The organism is Acinetobacter sp. ANC_7635, from assembly GCF_056779945.1.
Genome location: NZ_JBWYIS010000022.1, coordinates 1 through 8,693, shown reverse-complemented (window position 1 = coordinate 8,693; position 8,693 = coordinate 1). Strand labels below are relative to the sequence as shown.

Annotated in this window: 7 protein-coding genes; 2 read left to right on the top strand and 5 right to left on the bottom strand. The window is 35.7% G+C overall.

Translation table 11 applies throughout. The features are described from left to right. A partial coding sequence (locus tag AC1M89_RS14595) for a BapA/Bap/LapF family prefix-like domain-containing protein (protein WP_481614382.1) occupies positions 1 to 1,069 on the bottom strand: 1,069 nt, incomplete at its 3' end. Between the two features lie 321 nt (positions 1,070 to 1,390). On the opposite strand from AC1M89_RS14595, the gene AC1M89_RS14590 reads away from it, so the two are divergent. Then, a complete protein-coding gene (locus AC1M89_RS14590; protein WP_481609330.1) occupies positions 1,391 to 2,461 on the top strand; it encodes a zinc-binding metallopeptidase family protein in 1,071 nt (356 codons plus the stop codon). 78 nt (positions 2,462 to 2,539) lie between these two features. Continuing rightward, positions 2,540 to 3,301 carry a 3-oxoacyl-ACP reductase gene (locus AC1M89_RS14585; RefSeq protein WP_481596690.1) on the top strand — a complete coding sequence of 254 codons (762 nt, stop codon included), beginning with the start codon at positions 2,540 to 2,542 and terminating at the stop codon, positions 3,299 to 3,301. Positions 3,302 to 3,391: 90 nt separating this feature from the next. Here AC1M89_RS14585 and AC1M89_RS14580 read toward each other — a convergent pair whose 3' ends face one another. From AC1M89_RS14580 to AC1M89_RS14565, 4 genes are all read right to left on the bottom strand, one after another. Further along, positions 3,392 to 4,285: a LysR family transcriptional regulator gene (locus tag AC1M89_RS14580; RefSeq protein WP_092766282.1), complete on the bottom strand. Its 894-nt coding sequence runs from the start codon at positions 4,283 to 4,285 to the stop codon at positions 3,392 to 3,394. Positions 4,286 to 4,448: 163 nt separating this feature from the next. Then, entirely contained in the window at positions 4,449 to 5,720 is a 1,272-nt protein-coding gene (locus AC1M89_RS14575; RefSeq protein WP_035270289.1) for a DcaP family trimeric outer membrane transporter, read from the bottom strand. 83 nt (positions 5,721 to 5,803) lie between these two features. Further along, positions 5,804 to 7,174 (bottom strand): MFS transporter, encoded by a 1,371-nt coding sequence (locus AC1M89_RS14570; protein ID WP_035270292.1) that lies wholly within the window; start codon positions 7,172 to 7,174, stop codon positions 5,804 to 5,806. A gap of 386 nt (positions 7,175 to 7,560) precedes the next feature. After that, a complete protein-coding gene (locus AC1M89_RS14565) occupies positions 7,561 to 8,475 on the bottom strand; it encodes a LysR family transcriptional regulator (RefSeq protein WP_035270297.1) in 915 nt (304 codons plus the stop codon). Between the last annotated feature and the right edge of the window lie 218 nt (positions 8,476 to 8,693).

The window sequence follows — 8,693 nt, the reverse complement described above, 5'->3', positions numbered from 1 at the left end:
GTAAAGCTTCATTAATTTCTTGTTGAAGTGCATCACGTGTTTCATCAGTATATCTTGCTGACTCTTCCAACTCTGCATTGTCATCAAGTTTCTTTTGAAGTTCATTCGCCTTCGTCTCAAGCGCGACTAAATCCGCTTCTGTAGCAGGCGTATTTTCAAATTCTTGCTGTGATTCAGTTTTTAGATTATCAACAGCATTATTTAGTTCATCACTAGCGTTGTTTACATCATCAATGCTTGGCTTATCACCAATATTGTTATTGAAGTCATCTACAAGCTTTTGAGCTTCTTCAATTTCTTTTTCTAATTCTGATTTAGTTTCATCAGTATATGGATCATTTGGATCTTCATTTTCCAACTTATCCTTTGCATTTTCCAAATCAGCTTCAAGATTATTAATTGCTTCTTCTAATTTAGCAGCATCTTTAGCTTCTTGATCTTTTAAAGCATCTTCAACAATAGAAATTAAATCATCAGCCGTCTGGTCAAGTAATTCTTGACTTGATTCTGGGTCTTTTAAAACAGCTTCTGCATCATTAATAGCATTTTCAACTCGCTGTTTTTCATCACCATCCAATTGATTTAATGAATTTTTAGCATCATTGATTGCATCAACTAATTTGCTGAGATCTTTGGAAGGTTGTTTTGTGTCACTTGATCCATTAGCTGCATCAAATACAGCAACGCCAACTCCAACTGCGCCTAGTGCTAATGCTCCACCAGCTAACCAATTATTTAATATTGTTGCACCAGTTCCAGCACCGCCCTCTAATAAAGCTTCGATATTTTCTAATGGGTTATATTCTACATTTTTGAAATCAAGGACATACATTTCACCGTTTTGATTACGGAAAACAAGATCTGAAGTTTCATAATTGAAGTTATCTAAAGTAATTGTTTCCCCGTTATTTAATTTAATAATGACCTGATTTTCATTCACAATGAGCTCTTGAACATCTTCAGGAGCCACATCGATCATTACAACTGAGTCTTCAACAATTTTAATTATATTGCTCTCTGAAGTGATCGTATTATTCAAGGTTTTTTTTGAGATAATCTGAGTTTGCATATACAAAATACCCATAGATTTAAAGAAATTTTACTTAATAGCATTAAACGATCATTTAGTTTTCTAATCAAGATTTTTTTAGATTAAAAATCATATATTTCAATATATTGTGATTTGCATCACACTATTTTTTAATAAAATTGATTTTATTTTATACAGCAACTAAATGATCTTAAGTAGACTGCTATTTACAAATTCAATACATTGCTTACTTATTGTTCATCTTTTTTCTTGCTTTTAATTTTCATTATTTAATATCAGAAACACAAATTTTTTTTTGAAAAAAGCAATGGTATAATCTCAAAAAAATGAATAATTTTTATGAAATATTTTTCTTGCGCGCAGTGCAATCGGCAAATTTTTTTTATGAATTCTACATGTACTCATTGTGGAATTAATTTAGGATATGTTGTAGAAGAAAGAGAAATGGGAAGTTTCCATAAACATACTAGTCAGTTGTGGAAATCTATTAATCCCAAATTCAAAAATAAACTCTATAAACCCTGTTTTAATTATTTGCATCATCATGTATGCAATTGGATGATTCCTGCAGAAAGTTCTGATATTTACTGTGACTCTTGCAAACTAACCTCTATTATTCCAAATTTAAATAACCCTGATCACACCATCTATTGGAGCAGATTAGAGCATGCGAAGCGTCGTTTCCTTTATATGATGCAACAACTAAATATCATGCCGAGACCCAAAAAAAATGATCAAGATCAATTTGGACTTAGATTTAATTTTTTGATGCCCGAACCAGATCTTCCTGTTTTAACTGGTCATGCTCAAGGTACAATTACATTAAATGCAAGCGAAGCAGACGTCGTATACCGCGAAACAACCCGAATAAAAATGGGTGAAAACTATCGAACCCTACTCGGTCATTTTCGCCACGAAAGCGGGCATTACTATTTCGATCTCATTCAACAGCTTCGACCAGATCTGATTGATGCGTTCAGAGTAATGTTTGGAGATGAACGACAAGATTATGCTGAGGCTTTAAAGCGACATTATCACGAAGGTCCACCCATAGACTGGCAGAAAAAATTTATTAGTTCCTATGCAAGTGCTCACCCATGGGAAGATTGGGCAGAGACTTGGGCACATTATTTACATATGATGGATACCTTAGAAACAGCATACTATGCGGGTCTGAGTGTTCAATCTAAACGTGCTGATCTCCCAAGTATGACGATCGAAGAAAATCCGATTGGTGCTAAAAACTTTGAAACTGTTTTACAAAACTGGTTAACCATCACTTTTAACTTAAATGCACTTAATCGCAGTATGGGTTTAGATGATGCATACCCATTTACGCTATCAGATAAAGTCTTAGACAAGCTCAGATTTATTCATCACAAACTATTAGAAATTTCATTTCAAAAATAAATATTTTTGCTTTATCAAAGGTTGAAGTTACTTATTATTTAAATACAATCTTCACCAAGTCGTATTGATTGTGTGTAAATGAAAATAAACGAACAGATTGTACTCGTTACAGGTGGGGCACGAGGCCTTGGCTTGGCTATTACCAAGGCATTATTGCGCGAAGGCGCTCGTGTCGTTGTCAATTATCATAGTAGTCATGAGTCCGCTAAAACATTAAAACTTTCACATCCTGATCAAGTTTTTAGTTATCAAGCAGATATTACTGATGCAGATCAAGTTTCAGAAATGTTTAACGCTGCCAAACTGCATTTTGGTGAAGCTATTCATTCAATTGTGAATAATGCACTCGTTAGATTTAAATTTAACGGGGATGCAAGACCAAATATTTCACAAATACAATGGAATGATATGCACACTCAGTTTGAGGGTGCTGTCAAAGCTGCCCTTAATACCACTCAAGCCGCTTTAGCCGACATGAAAGCTAATCGATTCGGTCGAATTGTGAATATAGGAACAAACTTGGTGCAAAATCCTGTTGTGCCATATCATGACTATACTACTGCAAAATCTGCCCTTCTCGCATTGACGAGAACATGTGCTCATGAATTAGGTGAGTTTGGAATTAATGTCAATATGTTGTCTGGTGGTTTACTTCAACAAACTGATGCAAGTAAAAGCACGCCACAGGAAGTTTTTGATTATATTGCTTCCGCTACCCCCTTGCGTAAAGTAGTCACTCCTGATGAGTTTGCTTCAGCCATTTTAATGTTTTTGTCACCGTACTCCAAAGCTGTTACTGGTCAAAATTTAATAGTGGATGGCGGTTTAGTTAAAAATTAATAACGATGCTTAGAGCTTAGGCTATTTTTTGTTTAAGGAATAGCCTATCTATATAACCCCAATCGCTTGCTCATAGAGTATTTATGAGTGTTATTTTACAAGGATTTCATGAAACATATGTCTAAGCCATTGATGGCTGGTCTTATGATGACAGGACATATGCCAGTATTGTTTAACACCATATGTCGGGAAAGCAATAGGTGCATCAAAGATTTTTAAATTTCCTCGTGATAATAAAACTTCGCTCAAATAATAAGGCACTGTAGCAATCGCATCAGTTTCTTGAACAACAAGACCAACACCAAGATAACTTGGTAATCGCATTAAAATATTTCTTTTAAGTTCAAGGTTTAACAGCTCATTTTCAATATGGTAATGCCCCATTCCCGCATCAATATCAATGTGTGATTCTGCCAAATACTGCTCTTTGCTGATTGAATCTCCCGTTAAACGAGGGTGATCTTTTGCTGCAATTACAACATAATATTGCTCGAATAGTTTTTGTTGATAAAAGCCATTTTCCAAATGAGGCAGAAATCCTAATGCAAGATCAATTTCACCATTTGCCATTTGATAACTTGTTTCAGAAGTTATTGGACGCACATTTAATCTGACATGAGATGCTTTTGCTTTTAGATATTGGGAAATCTTAGGCAGTAATACTAAATGCGAAACATCAGTCATCGCCAAGGTGAATTGTTGATCTGATATAGCTTCATCAAAATCGATCGTAAAATTATTAATCGCTTCAACTTTACTTAATGCTTCACTGACCAATGGGAATAATTGCTTTGATAATTCCGTCGGGATCATTTCATTCCCAATTCTTAAAAAAAGCGGATCGTTATAATGTTGTCGAATTTTATTAAGAATATTACTTACAGCAGGTTGACTCATCTGCAATTGTTCAGCAGCAACCGAGACACTTTTAAATTTGTAAACATGAAAAAAAATACTGAGTAATTTGCAATCTAATTCGTACACGAAACGCGCCTTCTCCTAGTAGATGAGAATGTAAAGTAAAACAGATCTCATAGTACTTTTATATTTTTATTTTTTCTAGGATCTATTCTGACATTCTCTAAAACCATCCCATAAAAAAAGAGCGAAAAATCGCTCTTTTTATCATCATTCAAGTTTGAATAATTTAGAAATTATAAATTGCTACAGCACTTACACGATTATCCTCACCTGTGTTAGAACCATTTGGTGCAGATACTACAGCTTTACGCTCACCATACACATATTCCAATCCAAGGCTAATCGGTTTGATCGGACTATAGAATGCATTGACCCAACCTTGCCAAAGCTCCTTATTGATCTCTGTCAGATTTACTGCACCACCTCGATAAGCATTTGTTACATCTTGATTCATATAACCAAAACCAACAGTTCCACGCCATTGAGGATTAAATTGCTGCGTTAGACCTATGGTAATTGAGTCAAATTCATTCTCATCTAAAATTTCACCAGATGAGCTACGGCTGATACCAGGATTCGTCCATGAAACGAAACTGCTATCTCCTTTTACATGATAGTAGTCAGCTTTCAGTGTAGTTGAAGGAGCTAATTTATATTGCATACCAAGTCCTACGCCCCATGCAACGACTTCATCAACTTCTGTTTTCTTTTCATTGACCATAGTACGTAAACTGAGTTTAGCATCATCATTTAATTGATGATTCAATCGCGCTGTGACTGCAGGTGTACGCATTTTAGATAATCCATCTTTTGGATCTTCTGCTGCAAGGACCAAGCCTGTTGCAGGTGCTAAACTCATACTATAACGAACTTGAGGTGTACGTTTTACAGCACCACCCACATAACCTAAGGCATCAATCGTTTCAGGCATATAGTCTGGCACAGCAAAGTTAGACCAAGTTTGACCAATTAACCATTTATCGTAATTCATATAAGCATGACGTATACGAAGATTATCTAATCCAGCTCCACCCAAAAAGTCGACTTCAACTTTACCTGAAACTTTTTTATCATTAATTTGACTATGAATATCCAAACCTAAACGTGTTGCTGATAGAGTCGACTTAAGCTGATCACTCGCCTCATTATTACCGGTTAAAGGAACCTTATTAATATTATTATATAGGCGATCTAACCCACTACCTTCAGCTTGATATGAAGCATCTAGACGAACATTTCCATAAAAATTAAAAGTGGTATCTTTACCAACATTGAGTTTTGGTTGGGGTTTAACAGATTCAGTTTTTAATGTCTCAATCGATTTTGTCTGTACAACAGCATTCTTCTGTTGTTGTTCCATCATTGATTTAAGTACTTCAATTTCTTGACGTAGTTGCTCTATTTCAGACTGTTGTGGACTATTCGCGTATGCTGCAGTAGATGTTAAAACAGCTAATGAGATTAAACTTAAAGTAAAAGGTTTGTTTGAAAAGATCATCCTAATCTCTCTTATCCTATAAAATGGTTTAAAAGTCTAAGTAACAGCCACCTTCTGGCAGCTGTCTTATTTATAAAGAATTTTTACTGAGTTTGTTCTACGACTTTAGAAGAGTGTACAGATTCTTCCTGAGCAATTTTACCATCTACTGAATTTTTCAGATTCACCATGAAAATTGCTAAGGCTGCAATCACACCAGGAATTGCGATGACCAAGAAATTCATTTGGTGCGGAAGTTCCATGGTTAACAAAGCACCGGTGAGTACTGGACCTACGATTGCACCTATTCGACCAATACCAGATGCCCACCCCATACCAGTTGAACGAACTGTTGACGGATAATATTGTGCGACGAATGTATAAAGTAGAATTTGTGAGCCAATCGTTGCAGCGCCCGCGATTGCAATTAGCGTATACAACACGATTTGTGGACTATTAAAGCCGAGAAGGATAAGTGCAAGTGCACCGCACACGAACATAATTGTCAGTACTTTTTTGATGTGGAAACGATCTGCAAGATATCCACCACCAATTGCACCCACCATACCACCGATATTTAATGCAAATAGGAAGATCATACTTGCACCAAGCGAGTAACCCGCTTGAATCATAAGTTTTGGCAACCAGCTTCCTAAAGCATAAACCATAAGTAAACACATAAAGAATGCGATCCAAAACATGAATGTACTAAAGGTACGACCTTGCTGGAATAATGCTTTTAAAGGAGCTTCATCACCTGCTGTGACTTCATCTAATACAAATTGAGTGTCAGCAGTAATATTTTTTTCAGGTGCGATTTTCTTTACATTAATTCGCACTTGCTCGGTTTGGTTTTTGTTGGTCAGGTACATCAAAGATTCTGGTAGGAATTTCCAAATCAACGGCAATGCGATTAAAGGCAATGCAGCGATATAGAACATAATTTTCCAGCCATATTGTGGAACTAACCAAGCACCTAATAATGCTGACGTCATACCACCAATTGCATATCCACTGAACATAAGGGCAACTAAAGTACTTCTAATTCGCTTAGGTGCATATTCAGTCATTAAAGCAACAACGTTAGGCATCACACCGCCAATACCCAGACCAGCAAGAAAGCGTAAAATACCAAATTCAGTCGGATTTGATGCAAATGCCCCCAAAAATGTAAATCCACTGAAGATTGCCACACAAATCATGATGGTTTTTTTACGACCAAGCTTATCTGATAATGTACCAAATGACATAGCACCGAACATCATCCCAAATAAAGCTGTACTTGCTAACAATCCAGCTTGTACTGAAGTTAATGCCCATTCCTGCATTAATAAAGGTAATGCAACTCCGTAAATGACAAGATCATAACCATCAAAGATAATAATCAATAAGCACCAAAACAATACACCCCAATGAAATGGTGTGAACTTAGCATCATCAATCACACGATTGATATTTAATTTGTTTGCTTCCAAGGTTGCGCCTCCTGCAAATAAACTCTCCAAAAATATGACGCAACATTGACTTAAAGCTGAAAAAATGTCCAAAACCGAATATATCTATATATATACCTTCAAGGTCTAAATAATCTCGAGGGCTTATTTCTAGTATGATTGAATGAAAATTAGACGAATAATTACTTTAAAAAAAAATTCTTTGAGAATTTCTAATTTGAATTTTTTATTCCAACCTACTTTTTCTTCAAAGTTAAAATTATTTGTTTGAAATTTATCAAAAAAAATTAAGCCCCTTTTCGGGGCATAAGCTAAAGTCGTAGTTATTTTGAGTATTTAAGATTTTTGATTGCTATTTTTTATCCAATAGCTTTAGACCTAAGTCTAATTATTGTATTAGACCCTATCTAAATTAAATTTCTATCATACTTAATTGCTTCTAAATCATACACTTGGTAAATACAATCTATTAGAGACATGATGTCCTCGCTCTCATCTAGATTACGTATCGTCATAAATACTGGACTTACTGCAGTTTCATCTAAAATTGGGATGTAAAGCAAATGGGATAGCTGAATTGATTTCGCACTTTCTGGAACAATACAAATACCTTCACCAGCTGCAACCAATCCAAGAGATAGCTGAATTTCTCGCACCAAACGTATATTTTTAGGTTCTAAATTATATTCTGCAAACAAGGCTTGGACTTGAGTTGCAAAGCTAGGGGTTGTATGGCTAGGGTATAAAAAAATATTTTCATCAGAAATATCAGATAGATAAACACCTTCTTTTTTTAAACTTAAAGGATGACTCGCATGCACTGCCATCATTAAGCGCTCTTCGCGAAGCAAAATTCGCTTCAATGCTGGATCTGAAATTCTAAGCCGCCCAAATCCAACATCAATCTTCCCCTCTTTGAGTGCTTTAACTTGTTCTAGCGTGGTCATTTCAACAAGTTCAATCTTTAAGTGGGGTTGCTGCTGCCTATATAAATATACAATTTTAGAAAGCAGCCCATAAAGCAGTGACCCGACAAACCCCATTGTTACTGTACGTTCAACTAGACCTATACGCTTTGTCATAGACTTAACTTCTTCAGCATTGGCAAGTAATTTCACTGCGTGCTGATAAAAGAAATAACCGGCTTGTGTTGTTTTTAATGGACGGCTACCTCGCTCAAATAAAGCAATGCCAAGCTCTGATTCCAAATTTTGAATTTGTCTACTTAATGGTGGCTGCGCAATAAATAACTTTTCGGCTGCTTTTGTAAAACTTTGTTCTTCTACCACTGCGACAAAATATCGTAGATGTCTAAGCTCCATGACTTCCATACCTTTAAAATATATTAAAATGCAAAAATGATCTTCGACTCTATTTTTGCATTCTTTTAAGGTATACCACATGAAATACACAATGCAAGAATGCGTAGAGTGGAAATGATTACATCAGTTGAAACCTTGCTCGTTGAAATCCCGACGATCCGCCCACACAAGATGGCGGTCGCAACGATGCAAACTCAAACCTTAGTCCTCATTAAAAT

Excerpts from the sequence above, each read along its gene's own strand:
- AC1M89_RS14590 (WP_481609330.1), top strand. The coding sequence starts at position 1,391 with ATGAAATATTTTTCTTGCGCGCAGTGCAATCGGCAAATTTTTTTTATG.
- AC1M89_RS14585 (WP_481596690.1), top strand. The coding sequence starts at position 2,540 with ATGAAAATAAACGAACAGATTGTACTCGTTACAGGTGGGGCACGAGGC.
- AC1M89_RS14575 (WP_035270289.1), bottom strand. The coding sequence starts at position 5,720 with ATGATCTTTTCAAACAAACCTTTTACTTTAAGTTTAATCTCATTAGCT.
- AC1M89_RS14565 (WP_035270297.1), bottom strand. The coding sequence starts at position 8,475 with ATGGAGCTTAGACATCTACGATATTTTGTCGCAGTGGTAGAAGAACAA.